Genomic DNA, 17,533 nt, shown 5'->3' with positions numbered 1-17,533 from the left:
GAAGTGCACAGGGTCCTGGCAGGAGTTAGGGAAGGAATACAGAGAGACAATAATAATGGTAGATAGCAAGAAGCGCCCTGGCAAAGATCTCGACCGCATCGATCGTAACATTCTTAATGAACTGCAAAAGGATGGGCGTATTTCCAACGTCGAGCTTTCAAAACGTGTGGGACTTTCCCCGACGCCATGCCTTGAGCGTGTGCGCCGACTGGAAAGACAGGGTTTTATTCAGGGCTATACAGCGCTGCTGAACCCGCATTATCTGGATGCCTCACTTCTGGTATTTGTTGAGATTACTCTGAATCGTGGTGCGCCGGATGTGTTTGAGCAATTTAATGCCGCCGTACAAAAACTTGAAGAAATTCAAGAGTGTCATCTGGTTTCCGGGGATTTCGACTACCTGTTGAAAACCCGCGTGCCTGATATGTCCGCCTACCGTAAGCTGCTGGGCGAAACCCTGCTGCGACTGCCTGGTGTGAACGACACCCGTACCTATGTGGTAATGGAAGAAGTCAAACAGAGCAATCGTCTGGTTATTAAGACGCGCTAATACGGAACAGGTGCAATATCAGCGTACTTTGATTACACTCCTGGTAATCCATACAGCAACAGTGTCGGGCTCCCCGGCACTGTTGTCCGTTTAGCACTCAGGCAGGAATTGCCTGATACCTGGAGAGCCTTTCTTGAGCCAGGAATATACTGAAGACAAAGAAGTCAATTTAACCAAGCTTAGCAGTGGGCGCCGACTCCTTGAGGCGTTACTGATCCTTGTTGCCCTTTTTGCCGTCTGGTTGATGGCAGCCTTACTCAGTTTCAACCCCTCCGATCCCAGCTGGTCACAAACCGCATGGCATGAGCCTATCCATAATTTAGGCGGCGTACCGGGGGCATGGCTGGCGGACACGCTGTTCTTTATCTTTGGCATAATGGCGTACACCCTTCCCGTCATTATTATTGGCGGCTGCTGGTTTGCCTGGCGCCATCGCCAGAACGATGACTACATCGACTATTTTGCTGTCTCGCTGCGCCTGATTGGTGCGCTGGCTTTAATCCTCACCTCCTGCGGCCTGGCGGCGATTAATGCCGACGACATCTGGTATTTTGCCTCCGGCGGCGTGATTGGCAGCCTGCTGAGCACCGCGCTACAGCCGATGCTGCACAGCAGCGGTGGTACTCTGGCGCTGCTCTGCGTCTGGGGGGCGGGGCTGACGCTGTTTACCGGCTGGTCCTGGGTCACCATCGCCGAGAAAATCGGCAGCGTGATCCTCAATATCCTGACCTTTGCCAGCAACCGTACCCGTCGCGACGATACCTGGGTTAACGACGAAGAGTACGAAGATGATTACGAAGACGCGGAGCCGAGCGCTGAGCGTCGTGAATCTCGCCGCGCCCGCATTATGCGCGGGGCGCTGGCGCGCCGTAAGCGTGTGGCAGAGAAATTCGCCAATCCATTAGGCCGCAAAACCGATGCGGCATTGTTCTCCGGCAAACGGATGGATGACGAAGAAGAGGTGGCTTATAGTGCCCGTGGTGTTGCCGCCGATCCGGATGATGTGTTGTTCTCCGGTAATCGTGCGCTGCCGTCCGATTATGATGAGTTCGATCCGCTGCTCAACGGTCACTCAGTAGCTGAGCCCCTTGCTGCCGCTGCCGCCGCAACCACGGCAACCCAGGCCTTTGCTGCGCCGGTTGAACCGGTCACTCCGACGCCTTCTGTGCCAGAGATGCCGCTGCAGCAACATGCGGTTGAATGGCAAGCGGAACCTGCATCGCCGATCCCTGCGCCGGAGCCGGAACCGTATGTCGCCGCGGCACCGCAGGAGTGGCAACCGCCTTATCAGCCTGAACCTGTCTATGCGCAGCCGCAGTATGAGCCGCCGCAGCAGCCTGCCTATCAGCCTGAACCTGTTTATCAGCCTGAAACTGTTTATCAGCCAGAGCCGGTCTATCAGCCGGAGCCTGTTATCACCCCGCCGGTTGTCGAAGAGCCGCCGGTTGAAGAGGTGAAACCGTCCCGTCCGCCGCTTTACTATTTCGAAGAGGTGGAAGAAAAACGTGCCCGGGAACGCGAGCAGCTTGCGGCCTGGTATCAGCCGGTGCCCGAGGCGGCACAAGAGCCAGCCCCGGTTAAGGCCGCTGAAACCCCGACGATTCCAGTTCCCGCTGTGGAACCCGCCTCCGCCGTTGCACCTGTTGCCGCAAGCGTGCAGCAGGCAACAAGCGCAGGCGCCGCGGCGGCGAGCGCTGCCGCGCCGTTATTCAGCCTGGCAACCGGCGGCGCACCGCGTCCGCAGGTAAAAGAGGGGATTGGTCCGCAGTTACCGCGCCCTAATCGCGTACGTGTTCCGACCCGCCGTGAACTGGCCTCCTATGGCATCAAACTGCCTTCCCAACGAATGGCCGAAGAGAAAGCGCGTGAAGCCGGACGTCAGCCGTATGATGAACACTACGACGACGAGGCCGATGAAATGCAGCAGCAGGAGGAGCTGGCCCGCCAGTTCGCTCAGCAGCAACAGCAGCGGTATGGTGGTGATGAGCATCAGGTCCAGCCACAGTCCTTTGAAACGCAGGATGACGAAGATAGTGCCGCCGAAGCGGAGCTGGCTCGCCAGTTCGCCGCCACGCAGCAGCAGCGTTATTCCGGTGAGCAACCGACAGGGGCTAATCCGTTCTCGCTGGCGGACTTTGAATTCTCGCCAATGAAAGATCTGGTGGATGATACGCCGAGTGAGCCGCTGTTCACGCCGGGCGTGATGCCGGAAGCCGAGCCGCCGCGTCAGGCGGTTACGCCGCCACAGCCGCAGCAGCCCGTTCAGCCACAACATGTTGCACAACCGCAGCAGCCAGTTCAGCCGCAGCAGTATGCACAACCGCAGCAGCCTGTTCAGCCGCAGCAGTATGCACAGCCTCAACAGTCCGTGCAGCCGCAGCAGCCTGTACAGCCTCAGCAGTATGCGCAGCCGCAACAGCCGGTGCAGCCACAGCAGCCAGCCGCTCAGCCTCAGCAGAGCCTGATCCATCCGCTGTTGATGCGCAATGGCGACAGCCGCCCACTGCAAAAGCCAACCACGCCGCTGCCGTCGCTGGATCTGTTAACGCCGCCGCCAACGGAAGTCGAGCCGGTCGATACCTTTGCCCTGGAGCAGATGGCTCGTCTGGTTGAGGCGCGTCTGGCCGACTTCCGTATTAAAGCGGATGTGGTGAACTATTCTCCTGGGCCGGTGATCACCCGCTTCGAGCTGAACCTGGCGCCGGGTGTTAAAGCCGCGCGTATTTCCAATCTCTCCCGTGACCTGGCGCGTTCGCTGTCGACCGTGGCTGTGCGCGTGGTTGAGGTGATCCCAGGCAAACCCTATGTCGGTCTGGAGCTGCCGAACAAAAAACGCCAGACCGTTTACCTGCGTGAAGTGCTTGATAACGCCAAGTTCCGCGATAACCCGTCGCCACTGAGCGTGGTGCTGGGTAAAGACATCGCGGGTGAGCCGGTGGTGGCCGATCTGGCTAAAATGCCGCACCTGCTGGTGGCGGGTACCACCGGTTCCGGTAAATCTGTCGGCGTTAACGCCATGATCCTCAGCATGCTCTATAAAGCGCAGCCGGAAGATGTGCGTTTCATCATGATCGACCCGAAAATGCTGGAGCTGTCGGTCTACGAAGGCATCCCGCATCTGCTGACCGAAGTCGTGACCGACATGAAAGATGCTGCCAATGCCCTGCGCTGGAGCGTCAACGAGATGGAGCGTCGTTACAAGCTGATGTCTGCGCTGGGCGTGCGTAACCTCGCCGGGTATAACGAGATCATCGCCGAAGCGGCGAAAATGGGCCGTCCAATTCCGGATCCGTACTGGAAACCGGGCGACAGTATGGACGCCGAACATCCGGTGCTGGAAAAACTGCCGTATATCGTGGTGCTGGTGGATGAATTTGCTGACCTGATGATGACCGTCGGCAAGAAAGTGGAAGAGCTCATCGCCCGCCTGGCGCAAAAAGCCCGTGCGGCAGGGATCCATCTGGTGCTGGCGACCCAGCGTCCGTCGGTGGATGTGATCACCGGCCTGATTAAAGCTAACATCCCGACCCGTATCGCCTTTACCGTGTCGAGTAAAATCGACTCCCGTACCATCCTTGACCAGGGGGGCGCGGAATCGCTGCTCGGTATGGGGGATATGCTCTATTCCGGGCCGAACTCGACTTCGCCGGTGCGTGTTCACGGGGCGTTTGTTCGTGACCAGGAAGTGCATGCCGTGGTGCAGGACTGGAAAGCGCGCGGTCGCCCGCAATATGTCGAAGGCATTACCTCTGACAGCGAAAGCGAAGGCGGCGGCGGTGGCGGCTTTGACGGCGGCGAAGAGCTGGATCCGCTATTCGATCAGGCTGTTAACTTCGTTACCGAGAAACGTAAAGCCTCTATCTCCGGCGTACAACGCCAGTTCCGCATCGGCTATAACCGGGCGGCGCGCATTATTGAGCAGATGGAAGCGCAGGGCATCGTCAGCGAGCAGGGACATAACGGCAACCGTGAAGTGCTGGCCCCGCCACCGTTTGAATAACGGCCTCGATTGCAAAGATGGGTAAAGCTGCAAAAATTAAGCATTTTCTTCTGTCGCCTGCCTGCGGGCAGGTCCAGAATAGTGACAGAAACCCCCATTTCGGGAAGACGCTTTGTAAGGATGAACAATGAAAAAAATCGCAATCACCTGTGCATTACTCACTGGCTTTGTGGCAAGTAGCGTCTGGGCTGATGCCGCCAGCGACCTGAAAAGCCGCCTGGATAAAGTGAGCAGCTTCCATGCCAGCTTCACGCAGAAAGTGACTGACGGCAGCGGCAACGCGGTGCAGGAAGGTCAGGGTGACTTGTGGGTTAAACGTCCGAATCTCTTTAACTGGCATATGACCCAGCCGGACGAAAGTATCCTTGTCTCCGACGGTAAAACCCTGTGGTTCTTTAACCCGTTTGTTGAGCAGGCCACCGCCACCTGGCTGAAAGATGCGACCAGCAACACGCCGTTTATGCTGATTGCCCGTAACCAGTCCAGCGACTGGCAGCAGTACAACATCAAACAGAGCGGCGATGAGTTTGTGCTGACCCCGAAAGGCAGCACGGGCAACCTGAAACAGTTCACCATCAACGTGAGCAGCAACGGCACCATCAATCAATTCAGCGCCGTGGAGCAGGACGATCAGCGCAGCAGCTATCAGCTGAAATCCCAGCAGAACGGTGCCGTCGATGCATCGAAATTCACCTTTACCCCGCCGAAGGGCGTAACGGTGGACGATCAACGTAATAAGTAAGAGGCGTGAGTGAGCAACCTGTCGCTCGATTTTTCAGATAATGCGTTTCAACCTCTGGCCGCTCGTATGCGGCCAGAAAATTTAGCGCAGTATATCGGCCAGCAGCATCTGCTGGCCGCGGGCAAGCCCTTGCCACGCGCGATTGAGGCCGGGCATCTGCACTCGATGATCCTCTGGGGGCCACCGGGCACCGGTAAAACGACCCTGGCGGAAGTGATCGCCCGCTATGCTGATGCAGATGTTGAGCGCATCTCCGCCGTCACCTCCGGCGTGAAAGAGATCCGCGAAGCCATCGAACGGGCGCGGCAGAACCGCAATGCCGGACGCCGCACGATCCTGTTTGTTGACGAAGTCCACCGCTTTAATAAAAGCCAGCAGGATGCCTTCCTGCCGCATATTGAAGACGGCACCATCACCTTTATCGGCGCCACCACGGAAAACCCCTCGTTTGAACTGAACTCGGCGCTGCTGTCCCGCGCCCGTGTCTATCTGCTGAAATCGTTAACCACCGATGATATCGAGCAGGTGCTGACGCAGGCGATGACCGACAAGGCCCGGGGCTACGGCGGCCAGGATATCGTGCTGCCTGACGAGACGCGTCGCGCCATTGCCGAGCTGGTTAACGGTGATGCGCGCCGGGCGCTGAATACCCTGGAGATGATGGCCGATATGGCCGAAACCGACGACAGCGGCAAGCGGGTCTTGCTCCCGGCGCTGCTGACCGAAATCGCCGGTGAACGTAGCGCGCGTTTTGATAATAAAGGCGATCGTTTTTACGATCTGATCTCGGCGCTACACAAATCAGTGCGCGGCAGTGCGCCCGATGCCGCGCTTTACTGGTATGCGCGCATTATCACTGCCGGAGGCGATCCGCTGTATGTCGCCCGCCGCTGTCTGGCGATTGCCTCCGAAGATGTCGGTAACGCCGATCCGCGCGCCATGCAGGTGGCACTTTCCGCCTGGGACTGCTTTACCCGTGTCGGACCTGCCGAAGGCGAACGCGCCATTGCCCAGGCCATTGTCTATCTGGCCTGCGCACCCAAAAGTAATGCTGTCTATACCGCCTTCAAAGCGGCGATGTCCGATGCCCGCGAACGTCCTGATTACGATGTTCCAGTCCATCTGCGCAACGCGCCGACCAAACTGATGAAAGAGATGGGTTACGGTGAGGCGTATCGCTATGCCCACGACGAGCCCAACGCCTACGCCGCCGGGGAGGAGTATTTCCCGCAGGAAATGGCACAAACACGCTACTATCACCCGACAAACAGAGGCCTTGAGGGTAAGATTGGCGAAAAGCTCGCCTGGCTTGCCGGACAGGATCAAAATAGCCCTATAAAACGCTACCGTTAGGGCTATCGTTGCGGTAATGTTGGCAATTGTATCCTTGTGACCGCAGGCTGTGGTCACATTTCCTATTTTAATTCGATAAGCACAGGATAAGCATGCTCGATCCCAATCTGCTGCGTAATGAGCCAGACGCAGTCGCTGAAAAACTGGCACGCCGGGGCTATAAACTGGATGTAGATAAGCTGCGCGCTCTTGAAGAGCGTCGTAAAGTTCTGCAGGTACAAACAGAAAACTTGCAGGCAGAGCGTAACTCTCGATCGAAATCCATCGGCCAGGCGAAAGCGCGCGGGGAAGACATTGAGCCATTACGCCTGGAAGTGAACAAGCTGGGTGAAGAACTGGATCAGGCGAAAGCCGAGCTGGACGTTCTTCAGGCCGAAATTCGTGAAATCGCGCTGGCGATCCCGAATACCCCTGACGACAGTGTTCCTGTCGGTAAAGACGAAAACGACAACGTCGAAGTGAAACGCTGGGGCACGCCTCGCGAGTTCGACTTCGAGGTTCGCGATCACGTTACGCTGGGCGAAATGCACGCGGGGCTCGATTTTGCCGCTGCCGTTAAGCTGACCGGTTCCCGCTTTGTGGTGATGAAAGGGCAGATCGCCCATCTGCACCGCGCGCTGGCCCAGTTCATGCTGGATCTGCACACCGAGCAGCACGGCTACAGCGAAACCTACGTACCGTATCTGGTGAACCACGATACGCTGTATGGTACCGGCCAGCTGCCGAAATTTGCCGGCGATCTGTTCCACACCCGTCCACTGGATGAAGAAGCCGATAGCAGCAACTACGCGCTGATCCCAACGGCAGAAGTGCCGCTGACCAACCTTGTGCGCGATGAGATCATCGACGAAGACGATCTGCCGATCAAACTGACGGCGCACTCTCCATGCTTCCGTTCTGAAGCGGGCTCTTATGGCCGTGATACCCGCGGTCTGATCCGTATGCACCAGTTCGACAAAGTCGAAATGGTGCAGATCGTGCGTCCGGAAGAGTCCATGGCGGCGCTGGAAGAGATGACCGGTCACGCGGAAAAAGTGCTGGAGCTGCTGGGTCTGCCGTACCGCCGCGTGGCGCTGTGTACCGGTGACATGGGCTTTGGCGCCTGCAAAACCTTCGACCTCGAAGTGTGGGTACCGGCGCAGGGAACCTACCGTGAAATCTCCTCCTGCTCTAACGTAGGCGATTTCCAGGCGCGCCGCATGCAGGCTCGCTGCCGCAGCAAATCCGACAAGAAAACCCGTCTGGTGCACACCCTGAACGGCTCCGGTCTGGCAGTGGGACGTACGCTGGTCGCGGTGCTGGAAAACTACCAGCAGGCGGACGGCCGTATCGAAATTCCTGAAGTGCTGCGTCCGTATATGAAAGGCCAGCAGTACATCGGTTAAATTGTTTTTAAGTAAAAAGCGCCTGCGGGCGCTTTTTTTATGCCCCGGTTTTGATGTCAGGCAATATCCCCTCCCTCTAAAGTAGTAATACTTTCCAAACAGTTGGTTAGCGTAAACGTCTGCTAACGCACGGTATCTTTATATAAAAAACTATATAGCGGTTGTTACCGCACCTTTGAACTTTGTGAGCAATCAAAGTGAGAGTCTATGAAAATGAAAACGCCTGAAGCTCTGCTGGCTGCTGAGGTGAGTCGACGTGGATTGATGAAAACCACGGCGATTGGCGGCCTGGCTGTTGCCAGTAGCGCATTCACATTGCCTTTTTCACGTCTGGCATCGGCTGCACAAGCCGCTGAGACCGTTAAACCTGATGAGAAAGTGGTCTGGAGCGCCTGCACGGTAAACTGCGGCAGCCGCTGTCCACTGCGCATGCATGTCGTTGACGGTGAAATTAAATATGTTGAGACCGACAATACCGGGGACGATAATTACGAAGGATTACATCAGGTTCGCGCCTGCCTGCGCGGCCGCTCAATGCGCCGTCGTGTCTATAACCCGGATCGCCTGAAGCAGCCGATGAAGCGCGTGGGTAAACGCGGCGAAGGCAAGTTCGAACCCATCAGCTGGGAAGAGGCCTTTGACACCATCGCCGGTACGATGCAGCGTCTGATTAAAGATTACGGTAACGAATCTATCTACCTGAACTACGGCACCGGCACCCTCGGCGGCACCATGACCCGCTCCTGGCCGCCGGGAAAAACCCTGATCGCCCGTCTGATGAACTGCTGCGGGGGATACCTCAACCATTACGGTGACTACTCAACCGCACAAATTGCCGCTGGCCTGAACTACACCTATGGCGGGTGGGCAGATGGCAACAGCCCGTCGGATATCGAAAACAGCAAGCTGGTGGTCCTGTTCGGCAATAACCCTGGCGAAACGCGCATGAGCGGCGGCGGGGTAACGTACTACGTCGAACAGGCGCGGGAAAAATCGCAAGCCCGGATGATCGTCATTGACCCGCGCTATACCGACACCGGGGCAGGGCGCGAAGATGAGTGGATCCCCATCCGTCCAGGCACCGATGCAGCGCTGATCTCTGCCCTGGCGTGGGTGATGATCACTGAAAACCTCGTCGACCAACCTTTCCTCGACAAATATTGCGTCGGCTACGACGAAAAAACGCTGCCGGAAGGGGCACCGGCGAACGGCCACTATAAAGCCTATATTCTCGGCCAGGGCAATGACGGCATCGCCAAAACCCCGGCCTGGGCCGCGGCCATCACCGGCATTCCCGAGGCGCGCATCATTAAACTGGCACGTGAAATTGCCGGGGCGAAGCCTGCCTTTATCTCTCAGGGCTGGGGGCCGCAGCGTCATGCGAATGGCGAACTGGTCTCCCGCGCTATCGCCATGCTGGCCATTTTGACCGGCAATGTGGGGATTAACGGTGGCAACAGCGGCGCGCGTGAAGGCTCATATTCACTGCCTTTTGTACGCATGCCGACCCTGGAAAACCCGGTTAAGACCAGCATCTCAATGTTTATGTGGACCGATGCCATCGAGCGCGGCCCGGAAATGACCGCCACCCGTGATGGGGTACGCGGCAAAGATAAACTCGACGTGCCAATTAAAATGGTCTGGAACTACGCCGGGAACTGCCTGATCAACCAGCATTCGCAGATCAACCGTACCCATGAGATCCTGCAGGATGATAAAAAATGCGAGCTGATTGTGGTGGTGGACTGCCATATGACCTCCTCGGCGAAGTATGCCGATATTTTGCTGCCAGACTGCACCGCCTCTGAACAGATGGATTTCGCCCTTGATGCCTCCTGCGGCAATATGTCGTATGTGATTTTTGCGGACCAGGCGATCAAACCGCGCTTCGGCTGTAAAACCATCTATGAGATGACCACAGAGCTGGCGAAACGTATGGGCGTTGAGCAACAGTTCACCGAGGGACGCACCCAGGAAGGGTGGATGCGCCACCTGTACGAGCAGTCACGTGAGGCCATCCCGGAGTTGCCGTCATTTGATGAATTCCGCCAGCAAGGCATGTTCAAAAAGCGTGACCCGGAAGGGCACCACGTGGCGTATAAAGCCTTCCGTGCCGATCCTGTTGCCAATCCGCTGACCACCCCGTCAGGCAAAATTGAGATCTATTCCGCTGAACTGGCGCAGATTGCCGCGACGTGGGAGCTTGAGAAAGACGATGTGATCGATCCACTCCCGGTTTACAGCCCGGGCTTCGAAAACTACGACGATCCGCAGGTCAAATCCTTCCCGCTGCAGTTGACCGGCTTCCACTATAAGGCGCGTACGCACTCTACCTACGGTAACGTTGATGTCCTTAAGGCGGCCTGCCGTCAGGAGATGTGGATCAATCCGCTGGATGCTAAGGCCCGCGGGATCGCCAACGGCGACCGGGTACGGATCTTTAACAGTCGTGGCGAAGTGCACATTGAAGCCAAAGTGACGCCGCGTATTCTGCCGGGCGTCGTCGCGCTAGGTGAAGGCGCCTGGTACAACCCGGACGCCAACCGCGTCGATCAGGCTGGCTGCATTAACGTGCTCACCACGCAACGCCCGTCGCCGCTGGCGAAAGGCAATCCGTCTCACAGTAACCTTGTTCAGGTTGAAAAGGCGTAAGGAGTAGCCGATGACCACTCAGTATGGATTTTTTATTGATTCCAGCCGCTGCACCGGGTGTAAAACCTGCGAGCTGGCCTGTAAAGACTATAAGGATCTGACGCCGGATGTCAGCTTCCGCCGCATCTACGAGTACGCGGGCGGTGACTGGCAGGAGGACAACGGCGTCTGGCATCAGAACGTCTTTGCCTACTATCTCTCTATTGCCTGCAACCACTGCGAAGATCCCGCCTGTACCAAGGTGTGCCCGAGCGGCGCGATGCACAAGCGCGACGACGGCTTTGTCGTGGTGAATGAAGATGTCTGCATCGGCTGTCGTTACTGCCATATGGCCTGCCCATACGGCGCACCGCAGTACAACGCCGCCAAAGGCCATATGACCAAGTGCGACGGCTGCCATGACCGCGTGGCGGAAGGCAAAAAGCCGATTTGCGTGGAGTCCTGCCCGCTACGGGCGCTGGATTTCGGTCCGATTGCCGAGCTGCGCCAGAAGTACGGCAAGCTGGCTGCGGTCGCGCCGCTGCCGTCTGCGCACTTTACGAAGCCGAGTATCGTCATTAAACCCAATGCCAACAGCCGACCAACGGGTGATACCACCGGCTATCTGGCCAATCCAAAGGAGGTGTGAGATGGGAAGCGGATGGCATGAATGGCCGTTAATGATTTTTACCGTCTTCGGACAGTGCGTGGCGGGCGGTTTTATTGTGCTCGCGCTGGCGCTGTTAAAAGGTGATCTGAAGGCTGAACAACAGCAGCGTCTGGTGCTGAGCATGTTTGGCCTGTGGGTGCTGATGGGCATCGGCTTTATCGCCTCCACGCTGCACCTGGGCTCGCCGATGCGCGCGTTCAACTCCCTCAACCGTGTGGGGGCCTCATCCCTCAGCAATGAGATTGCCAGCGGGGCGATCTTCTTTGCTGTTGGTGGTCTGGGCTGGCTGCTGGCCGCGATGAAGAAGCTGCCTGCCGGGCTGCGCAGCCTGTGGCTGATTGTTACTATGGTGCTGGGCGTGGTGTTCGTCTGGATGATGGTTCGGGTCTATAACACGATCGACACCGTGCCGACCTGGTACAGCGTCTGGACCCCAATGAGCTTCTTCCTGACGATGTTTATCGGCGGGCCTCTGCTGGGTTTCCTGCTGCTGCGCGTGGCGGGTGTGGATGGCTGGGCCATGCGTTTGCTGCCCGTCGTCTCCCTGCTGGCGCTGGTGGTGAGCGCCATCGTTGCCCTGATGCAGGGGGCGGAACTCGCAACCATCAGCAGCTCCATTCAGCAGGCGTCAGCCCTCGTGCCGGATTACGGCTCGCTGATGGCCTGGCGCGTGGTGCTGTTAGCGGTCGCGCTGGCCTGCTGGATTGTACCGCAGCTTAAAGGCTATCAACCTGCGTTACCGATATTGTCGCTGGCATTTGTGCTGGTGCTGGCGGGCGAATTACTGGGGCGCGGCGTCTTTTACGGTCTGCATATGACTGTTGGGATGGCTGTCGCCAGTTAACGCTGATTTTTGTTATATAAAGCCGGGACATAGTGCCCGGTTTTTTTATTTTCGATCATGAAATTTTTCTTCTGTCGTTTGGCTTTAAGTTTGTCGGTACATAAATAAAAACAAACACATAACTATTATTGATAGCCACCATTCCATTAGCAGGATGAGTTTTTTCAATCGACAGGGACCTTATCGTGCTTGCGGCTCAAGAGGGTGGATTGACTTTGTTTTTGCCAGTGGCATGATGCGCACGAAATCTGAACTTCCTCACGGTTTTTAATCCATGTCGACCTATACCCGGCCAGTGCTCCTGTTGCTCTGTGGCCTGCTTTTGCTGACCCTCGCGATCGCGGTGTTAAACACGCTCGTCCCGCTGTGGCTCGCCCATGAAAATCTACCGACCTGGCAGGTTGGCATGGTCAGCTCGTCCTTTTTTACCGGCAACCTGCTGGGAACATTAATGACGGGAAGCCTGATCAAACGCTTTGGCTTTAACCGCAGCTACTATCTGGCGTCGCTTATTTTTGCTGCCGGCTGTGCCGGGCTGGGGCTGATGGTGGGCTTCTGGAGCTGGATGGTCTGGCGCTTTATTGCCGGCGTAGGCTGCGCCATGATCTGGGTGGTCGTGGAAAGCGCCCTGATGTGCAGCGGTACCTCCCGCAACCGCGGTCGCCTGCTGGCGGCCTATATGATGGTCTATTATGTCGGGACCGTGCTGGGCCAGTTGATGGTCAGCAAGCTTCCGACCGACCTGATGAGCGTCCTGCCGTGGGTGACGGGCATGGTGCTGGCCGCGATTCTGCCGCTGCTCTTTACGCGCATTGTGAACCAGAGCAGCGAGCATCAGGAAGCGACCCACGTCTGGCCGATGCTGAGACTGCGCCAGGCGCGTCTGGGCGTTAATGGCTGCATCATCTCCGGGATTGTGCTGGGTTCGCTGTATGGTCTGATGCCGCTCTATCTCAACCATCAGGGGGTCAGTGATTCCGGGATCGGTTTCTGGATGGCGGTGATGGTCAGCGCCGGGATTGTCGGGCAATGGCCGGTGGGGCGTCTTGCCGACCGCTTCGGGCGTCTGCTGGTGCTGCGCGTACAGGTCTTCGTGGTGATCATGGGGTGCTTTGCCATGCTCAGTAATGCCGCCATGGCGCCTGCACTGTTTATTCTGGGCGCGGCTGGCTTTACCCTCTATCCGGTGGCGATGGCCTGGGCCTGTGAAAAAGTGGAGCATCATCAGCTGGTGGCGATGAACCAGGCGCTGCTGCTGAGTTACACCATCGGCAGTTTGCTGGGCCCGACCTTTACTGCCATGCTGATGCAGAACTATTCTGACAATCTGCTGTTTATAATGATCGCCAGCGTGTCGTTTATTTATCTCTTAATGTTGCTGCGCAAGGCGGGCGAACACCCGACGCCAGTGGCGCATGCCTGAACAAATAAAAGCCTGTCGATGACAGGCTTTTTTGTCTTTGTCACATCTAAGAGTTTTACGCATTGTTTGTTTATCATGCCAGGCGATAATTCAGAGGCGTTCTTCCACTAAAAGGCAGCGATTATGTCTACTCGTCGTTTTACCACTACCGCGCTGGCAGTAGTGTTGTCTTTATCATTTGCAACTGCACCTGTTATGGCTAATCCAGGCAATGGGAATGGAAATGGCCACGGCAATGGCGGCGGGCAAGGTAATAGCGGTAATCATGGTAACGGAAATTCCGGGAAGGGGAATTCCGATAATCATGGTAATAAACAAAATAACGGTAACCACACTTCCGGCAAATCCAATAAAAGCGTAAGAGAGGATGTGGATGCACGTGTCAGTTACGATCATGCCCGTCATCTGGCACTGAACTATGGCTTAACAGGTTATGACTCACTGCCGCCGGGGATTGCGAAAAACCTCGCCCGCGGTAAACCTCTGCCGCCGGGAATTGCGAAAAAGAGTGTACCGGCTTCAATGTTAGGTCAATTGCCTTCTTACCCTGGTTATGAATGGCGGGTAGTCGGCAAGGATCTGGTGTTAATTGCGCTGAGTACGGCAATTGTGACGACCATTATTAATGGTGTCTTTGACTAATAAATAGAACGCCCGGTAAAAACCGGGCGTTTTGCTAATACATGACCTTGTGACCGTACTGCTCCAGAATGCCTTTTACGCGTTCCATGGTCTCTTTCTTCGGCGGCTTCACGCCATCAAGTTTGTATTCTTCGCCCATCGCCACCCATTTATGTTTGCCCAGCTCGTGATACGGCAGCAATTCAATTTTCTCGACATTGCCCATATCACGCGTGAACTCACCCAGACGGTGGGCAGAGTCATCATCATCTGACCAGCCTGGAACGACGACATAACGGATCCAGGTTTTAATGCCTTTGGCGGAGATGTATTTTGCGAACTCCAGAGTGCGATGGTTCGAGACCCCCACCAGGTTCTGGTGAATTTCATCGTTCATCTGCTTGAGATCGAGCATCACCAGATCGGTCACTTCCAGCAGTTCGTCGATCACCGGATCGTAGCGACGGACAAAGCCATTGGTATCCAGACAGGTATGAATACCCTCTTTACGGCAGGCGCGGAACCAGTCGCGCACAAACTCGGCCTGCAGGATCGCTTCCCCGCCAGATGCGGTTACGCCGCCGCCAGAGGCGTTCATAAAGTGGCGATAGGTCACCACTTCTTTCATTAACTCTTCAACGGTGACCTCTTTGCCGCCGTGGGTATCCCATGTATCGCGGTTATGGCAATACATGCAGCGCATCAGGCAGCCCTGGAAGAAGGTAATAAAACGGATGCCCGGGCCATCGACGGTGCCACAGGACTCAAAGGAGTGGATGCGACCAATAGTTGACATTGCGGTGATATCTCCAGGTTCGGCCCTTCCGGGGCCTGTGTATGTGCACAACTCGTTGGCTGTGTCGAGTCTGTTTTGGCTGTTATCCATTTATTATAGATAGCGGGCAAAAGAGACTGCGGAGTGGGAGGTGTTAAAAAGGCCCCACTTGCGTGGAGCCTTTATTGTACGCCTATTACTGCGCGATTTCAGTCAAATCCACTTACATGGACTGAGTGAAAGTACGGGTAATAACGTCTTTCTGCTGCTCTTTAGTCAGCGAGTTAAAACGTACTGCGTAGCCAGATACACGGATGGTCAGCTGCGGATATTTTTCCGGATGTTCCATCGCATCGAGCAGCATTTCACGGTTCATAACGTTCACGTTCAGGTGCTGACCACCTTCGATGGACGCTTCATGATGGAAGTAACCGTCCATCAGACCCGCGAGGTTGGTTTTACGCACTTCGTCATCTTTACCCAGCGCATTTGGAACGATAGAGAAGGTGTAAGAGATACCATCTTTAGCGTAAGCAAACGGCAGTTTTGCAACGGAGGTCAGAGAGGCAACAGCACCTTTCTGGTCACGGCCGTGCATTGGGTTAGCACCTGGTCCGAATGGCGCGCCAGCACGACGACCGTCTGGGGTGTTACCGGTTTTCTTACCATACACAACGTTAGAGGTGATGGTCAGAACAGACTGAGTCGGGATAGCGTTACGGTAAGTAGTGAGTTTCTGAATTTTCTTCATGAAACGTTCTACCAGGTCAACCGCCATGTCATCAACGCGAGCGTCGTTGTTACCAAACTGCGGATATTCGCCTTCGATTTCGAAGTCGATAGCCAGACCGTCTTCGTCACGAATTGGTTTAACTTTCGCATATTTGATAGCAGACAGGGAGTCAGCCGCAACGGACAGGCCTGCGATACCACATGCCATGGTGCGCACGACGTCACGGTCATGCAGCGCCATCAGAGAGGCTTCGTAGCTGTACTTGTCGTGCATGTAGTGAATGACGTTCAGCGCGGTGACATACTGTTTAGCCAGCCAGTCCATGAAGTGATCCATGCGATCCATGACTTCGTCATAGTTCAGCACGTCGCCTTTGATCGGCTCAGACTTAGGACCAACCTGCATTTTCAGTTTTTCATCAACGCCGCCGTTGATTGCGTACAGCATGGTTTTCGCCAGGTTTGCACGCGCACCGAAGAACTGCATTTGTTTACCAACAACCATTGGGCTTACGCAGCAAGCGATAGCGTAGTCATCGTTGTTGAAGTCAGGACGCATCAGATCATCGTTCTCATACTGCAGAGAAGAGGTGTCGATGGAGACTTTAGCGGCGAATTTCTTGAAATTCAGCGGCAGTTTTTCAGACCACAGAACGGTGATGTTCGGCTCCGGAGACGGCCCCATGGTGTACAGGGTGTTCAGGAAGCGGAAGCTGTTTTTGGTTACCAGAGTACGGCCATCTACGCCCATACCACCGATGGATTCCGTTGCCCAGATTGGGTCACCAGAGAACAGCTCATCATATTCTGGGGTACGCAGGAAGCGAACCATACGCAGTTTCATGACCAGGTGGTCAATCATTTCCTGAGCGTCTTGTTCGTTGATTTTGCCTGCTTTCAGGTCACGTTCGATGTATGCATCCAGGAAGGTGGATACACGACCGAAGGACATTGCTGCACCGTTCTGAGACTTAACCGCAGCCAGGTAACCGAAGTAGGTCCACTGGATCGCTTCCTGAGCGTTGGTTGCAGGGCCGGAGATATCGCAACCGTATTTCGCTGCCATCTCTTTGATCTGACCCAGCGCGCGGTGCTGTTCAGCAATCTCTTCACGCAGACGGATAGTGGCTTCCAGGTTTACGCCATTTTCCAGGTCGGACTGCAGAGACTGGAACTGGGCGTATTTGTCTTTCATCAGGAAGTCGATACCGTACAGCGCAACGCGACGGTAGTCACCGATGATACGGCCACGGCCATAGGCATCTGGCAGGCCGGTCAGGACGCCAGATTTACGGCAGTTCAGGATGTCTTTGGTATAAACGTCAAACACGCCCTGGTTGTGGGTTTTGCGGTATTCGGTGAAGATTTTTTTCAGCATTGGGTCCAGCTCGCGATTGTACGCTTTGCAGGAACCTTCAACCATTTTAATACCACCGAACGGGATAATCGCACGTTTCAGTGGCGCTTCAGTTTGCAGACCAACAATCTTCTCGAGGGACTTGTTGATATAACCCGCGTCGTGAGAAGTGATGGTGGACGCGATGGAGGTGTCGAAATCAACAGGCGCGTGAGTGCGGTTTTCCTGCTTAACGCCTTCCATAACGCTATCCCACAGGGCAGTGGTTGCGTCGGTGGCACCGGCCAGGAAGGATTCGTCACCTTCATATGGGGTGTAGTTTTTCTGGATGAAGTCACGAACGTTGACTTCATTCTGCCAATCACCTTTGGCAAAACCTTCCCATGCTGTGGCTAACTTTTCATTAAGTTCGGACATGTAACACCTACCTTCTTAAGTGGATTTTTTATT

General features: G+C 55.8%; 12 protein-coding genes. 10 read left to right on the top strand and 2 right to left on the bottom strand.

Going from position 1 to position 17,533, the window contains the following annotated elements; all coding sequences use genetic code 11:
* Positions 1-55: 55 nt before the first annotated feature.
* From lrp to ACT3IC_RS01630, 10 genes are all read left to right on the top strand, one after another.
* The gene (gene lrp, locus ACT3IC_RS01675) at positions 56-550 is read left to right on the top strand and encodes a leucine-responsive transcriptional regulator Lrp (protein WP_000228469.1); all 495 of its coding nucleotides are present in this window, start codon (positions 56-58) and stop codon (positions 548-550) included.
* Positions 551-683: 133 nt separating this feature from the next.
* Positions 684-4,550, top strand: coding sequence for a DNA translocase FtsK (gene ftsK / locus ACT3IC_RS01670; protein ID WP_263951036.1), 3,867 nt, complete (start codon positions 684-686; stop codon positions 4,548-4,550).
* Positions 4,551-4,677: 127 nt separating this feature from the next.
* Positions 4,678-5,292 (top strand): outer membrane lipoprotein periplasmic chaperone LolA, encoded by a 615-nt coding sequence (gene lolA / locus ACT3IC_RS01665; protein ID WP_159339207.1) that lies wholly within the window; start codon positions 4,678-4,680, stop codon positions 5,290-5,292.
* 9 nt (positions 5,293-5,301) lie between these two features.
* Positions 5,302-6,645, top strand: a complete 1,344-nt coding sequence (rarA, locus tag ACT3IC_RS01660; RefSeq protein WP_103178908.1) for a replication-associated recombination protein RarA — start codon at positions 5,302-5,304, stop codon at positions 6,643-6,645.
* A 92-nt stretch (positions 6,646-6,737) separates the two neighbouring features.
* Complete coding sequence (gene serS / locus ACT3IC_RS01655; RefSeq protein WP_103178909.1) at positions 6,738-8,030, top strand: serine--tRNA ligase; 1,293 nt, start codon at positions 6,738-6,740, stop codon at positions 8,028-8,030.
* Between the two features lie 207 nt (positions 8,031-8,237).
* The gene (gene dmsA / locus ACT3IC_RS01650; protein ID WP_159339206.1) at positions 8,238-10,682 is read left to right on the top strand and encodes a dimethylsulfoxide reductase subunit A; all 2,445 of its coding nucleotides are present in this window, start codon (positions 8,238-8,240) and stop codon (positions 10,680-10,682) included.
* Between the two features lie 10 nt (positions 10,683-10,692).
* On the top strand, positions 10,693-11,310 hold the full coding sequence (locus ACT3IC_RS01645; RefSeq protein ID WP_156654207.1) for a DMSO/selenate family reductase complex B subunit: 618 nt from the start codon (positions 10,693-10,695) through the stop codon (positions 11,308-11,310).
* A gap of 1 nt (position 11,311) precedes the next feature.
* Positions 11,312-12,175, top strand: coding sequence for a dimethyl sulfoxide reductase anchor subunit family protein (locus ACT3IC_RS01640; protein ID WP_156654208.1), 864 nt, complete (start codon positions 11,312-11,314; stop codon positions 12,173-12,175).
* A 274-nt stretch (positions 12,176-12,449) separates the two neighbouring features.
* Positions 12,450-13,598, top strand: a complete 1,149-nt coding sequence (locus tag ACT3IC_RS01635; protein ID WP_103178912.1) for an MFS transporter — start codon at positions 12,450-12,452, stop codon at positions 13,596-13,598.
* Between the two features lie 123 nt (positions 13,599-13,721).
* Positions 13,722-14,240: an anti-virulence regulator CigR family protein gene (locus ACT3IC_RS01630; RefSeq protein ID WP_103178913.1), complete on the top strand. Its 519-nt coding sequence runs from the start codon at positions 13,722-13,724 to the stop codon at positions 14,238-14,240.
* Positions 14,241-14,274: 34 nt separating this feature from the next.
* On the opposite strand, the gene pflA is transcribed toward ACT3IC_RS01630, so the two are convergent.
* The gene (gene pflA, locus ACT3IC_RS01625; RefSeq protein WP_114315454.1) at positions 14,275-15,015 is read right to left on the bottom strand and encodes a pyruvate formate lyase 1-activating protein; all 741 of its coding nucleotides are present in this window, start codon (positions 15,013-15,015) and stop codon (positions 14,275-14,277) included.
* A gap of 202 nt (positions 15,016-15,217) precedes the next feature.
* Positions 15,218-17,500 (bottom strand): formate C-acetyltransferase, encoded by a 2,283-nt coding sequence (gene pflB / locus ACT3IC_RS01620; protein WP_103178915.1) that lies wholly within the window; start codon positions 17,498-17,500, stop codon positions 15,218-15,220.
* Positions 17,501-17,533 lie beyond the last annotated feature (33 nt).

Source organism: Leclercia sp. GHBNCSD, from assembly GCF_055805075.1.
The sequence above is the reverse complement of the archived record's forward strand: the minus strand, read 5'-3'. Positions and strand labels throughout refer to the sequence as shown.

Excerpts from the sequence above, each read along its gene's own strand:
- lrp (WP_000228469.1), top strand. The coding sequence starts at position 56 with ATGGTAGATAGCAAGAAGCGCCCTGGCAAAGATCTCGACCGCATCGAT.
- lolA (WP_159339207.1), top strand. The coding sequence starts at position 4,678 with ATGAAAAAAATCGCAATCACCTGTGCATTACTCACTGGCTTTGTGGCA.
- serS (WP_103178909.1), top strand. The coding sequence starts at position 6,738 with ATGCTCGATCCCAATCTGCTGCGTAATGAGCCAGACGCAGTCGCTGAA.
- dmsA (WP_159339206.1), top strand. The coding sequence starts at position 8,238 with ATGAAAATGAAAACGCCTGAAGCTCTGCTGGCTGCTGAGGTGAGTCGA.
- ACT3IC_RS01645 (WP_156654207.1), top strand. The coding sequence starts at position 10,693 with ATGACCACTCAGTATGGATTTTTTATTGATTCCAGCCGCTGCACCGGG.
- ACT3IC_RS01640 (WP_156654208.1), top strand. The coding sequence starts at position 11,312 with ATGGGAAGCGGATGGCATGAATGGCCGTTAATGATTTTTACCGTCTTC.
- ACT3IC_RS01635 (WP_103178912.1), top strand. The coding sequence starts at position 12,450 with ATGTCGACCTATACCCGGCCAGTGCTCCTGTTGCTCTGTGGCCTGCTT.
- ACT3IC_RS01630 (WP_103178913.1), top strand. The coding sequence starts at position 13,722 with ATGTCTACTCGTCGTTTTACCACTACCGCGCTGGCAGTAGTGTTGTCT.
- pflA (WP_114315454.1), bottom strand. The coding sequence starts at position 15,015 with ATGTCAACTATTGGTCGCATCCACTCCTTTGAGTCCTGTGGCACCGTC.
- pflB (WP_103178915.1), bottom strand. The coding sequence starts at position 17,500 with ATGTCCGAACTTAATGAAAAGTTAGCCACAGCATGGGAAGGTTTTGCC.